Origin of the sequence: Streptomyces sp. PA03-6a (genome assembly GCF_033792765.1) — a bacterium.
In the GTDB taxonomy this organism is placed as follows: Bacteria; Actinomycetota; Actinomycetes; order Streptomycetales; family Streptomycetaceae; genus Actinacidiphila.
This window is the reverse complement of sequence record NZ_JARAVK010000541.1, coordinates 1-1,740: the sequence shown is the minus strand read 5'-3', so window position 1 is coordinate 1,740 and position 1,740 is coordinate 1. Positions and strand designations below refer to the sequence as shown.

General features: G+C 65.9%; 1 protein-coding gene. It reads left to right on the top strand.

The window, feature by feature from the left end; translation table 11 throughout:
- Positions 1-125: 125 nt before the first annotated feature.
- Positions 126-1,703 carry an ISL3 family transposase gene (locus tag PV350_RS46470; protein WP_500339292.1) on the top strand — a complete coding sequence of 526 codons (1,578 nt, stop codon included), beginning with the start codon at positions 126-128 and terminating at the stop codon, positions 1,701-1,703.
- Positions 1,704-1,740 lie beyond the last annotated feature (37 nt).

Below are 1,740 nucleotides of genomic sequence, written 5' to 3'. Positions count from 1 at the left end.
GGGCTCAGCCAAGATTTTCGTGAAGCGATAACGCAGCGTCATGACGGTTCGGTGTGCACGGTTGTGCTGTGCTGCGCCGGTGACGCGCTGGTTGTGGCAGCGGGACGCTGTGACCGTGTGAGGGAATGCTGCAGAAGCTCTTCCCGCATCTGTCCGCAGTGCTGGTGGAACAGGTGCGGGTGAATGAGGAAACGGTACTGGTCATCGCTCGGACCCGGGACGGCACAGCCGTGCCGTGTCCCGACTGCGGTGTGCCAGCTCGGCGGGTTCACAGCCGCTATCGGCGACACTTGACCGATGTTGGCTTCGGCGGCCGCATGGTCATGATCGATCTGCGCGTCCGACGCCTGTTCTGCGACAGCGCTCGCTGCGTCCGGCGAACCTTCGTCGAACAGCCAGCAGGTTTGACCATGAGATACGGCCGCCGAACACCCGCGCTCGCCGAGATCGTGCAAGCAATCGGTCTGGCACTGGCCGGGCGGGCCGGTGCCCGCCTCGCGGCTGTCCTCCACATCCCGGTCAGCCGAACCACCCTGCTCAACGTGGTGATGGCGATGCCGGATCCGCCCCAGCCGGCACTGCGCGTGCTTGGCGTTGATGATTTCGCCACCCGCCGGGGCCGACGCTATGGGACCGTGCTCATCGACCTCGATACGCATCGTGTCGTGGATCTGCTGCCCGGCCGCGGAAAGGCGCCCCTGGTCTCCTGGCTGGCCGATCACCCCGGCATCGAGGTGGTCTGCCGGGATCGTGCCGGCGCCTATGCAGAAGCAGCAAACGCTGGAGCACCCCAAGCCCGTCAGGTCGCTGACGCCTGGCACCTGTGGGACGACCTGGTCCACACGGTCGAACGCACTGTGATCACCCACCGGTCCTGCCTGACACCACCGCCGCCTCAGCAGTCCGAGCCCCCGCGCACAAAGGCACCGCCCGACCCTGCTCTCAACCCAGACACCGGCGCCGAGAAATGGCTGGTCACCCGCACCCGGGAACGTTATCGGGCCGTTCACGACCTGCTCTCCCAGGGATGGTCGATCAGCGCTATCGGACGCGAACTCGGACTGGCCCGTCACACCGCACGGCGTTACGCACGCTGCGAGAACCCCGAAGCCCTCGCCGACCGCGCGATCCGCACCACCCGGCTGGACGCCTGGCGGCCCTACCTGATCAGCCGCTGGAACCAGGGCTGCACCAACGCCTCCGCCCTTTTCCGTGAGATTCAGGCCCAGGGTTACCCAGGACGCACACCGCAAGCCGTCCGCCATCTCCTACGGCCCTTGCGTGACACTGCGAAGGCGGCGCCTGCACCGCCGCCAAAACCACAGGACCTGACCCGATGGATCACCCGTCACCCGGGACGCTTACGACCCGAGGAAGAACAACAACTCGAGGACGTCCTCGCCCGCTGCCCCGAGCTGGCCGCATTGAGCAGCCACGTTCATGCCTTCGCTCGCATGATCTGCAACCGAACCGGCACTGACCTCACCGCCTGGATCCGCGCGGTCCACACCGACGACCTACCGCACCTGCACGCCTTCGCTGACGGACTCGAACGTGACTGGGATGCCGTCCTGGCCGGCCTCACCCTGCCCTGGAGCAGCGGCCCGGTCGAAGGTCACGTGAACCGGATCAAGATGCTCAAACGACAGATATATGGACGGGCGACCCTTCCGCTTCTACGCAAACGAGTCCTCCTCGCATGACGCTGCGTTATCACTTCACGAAAATCTTGACTGAGCC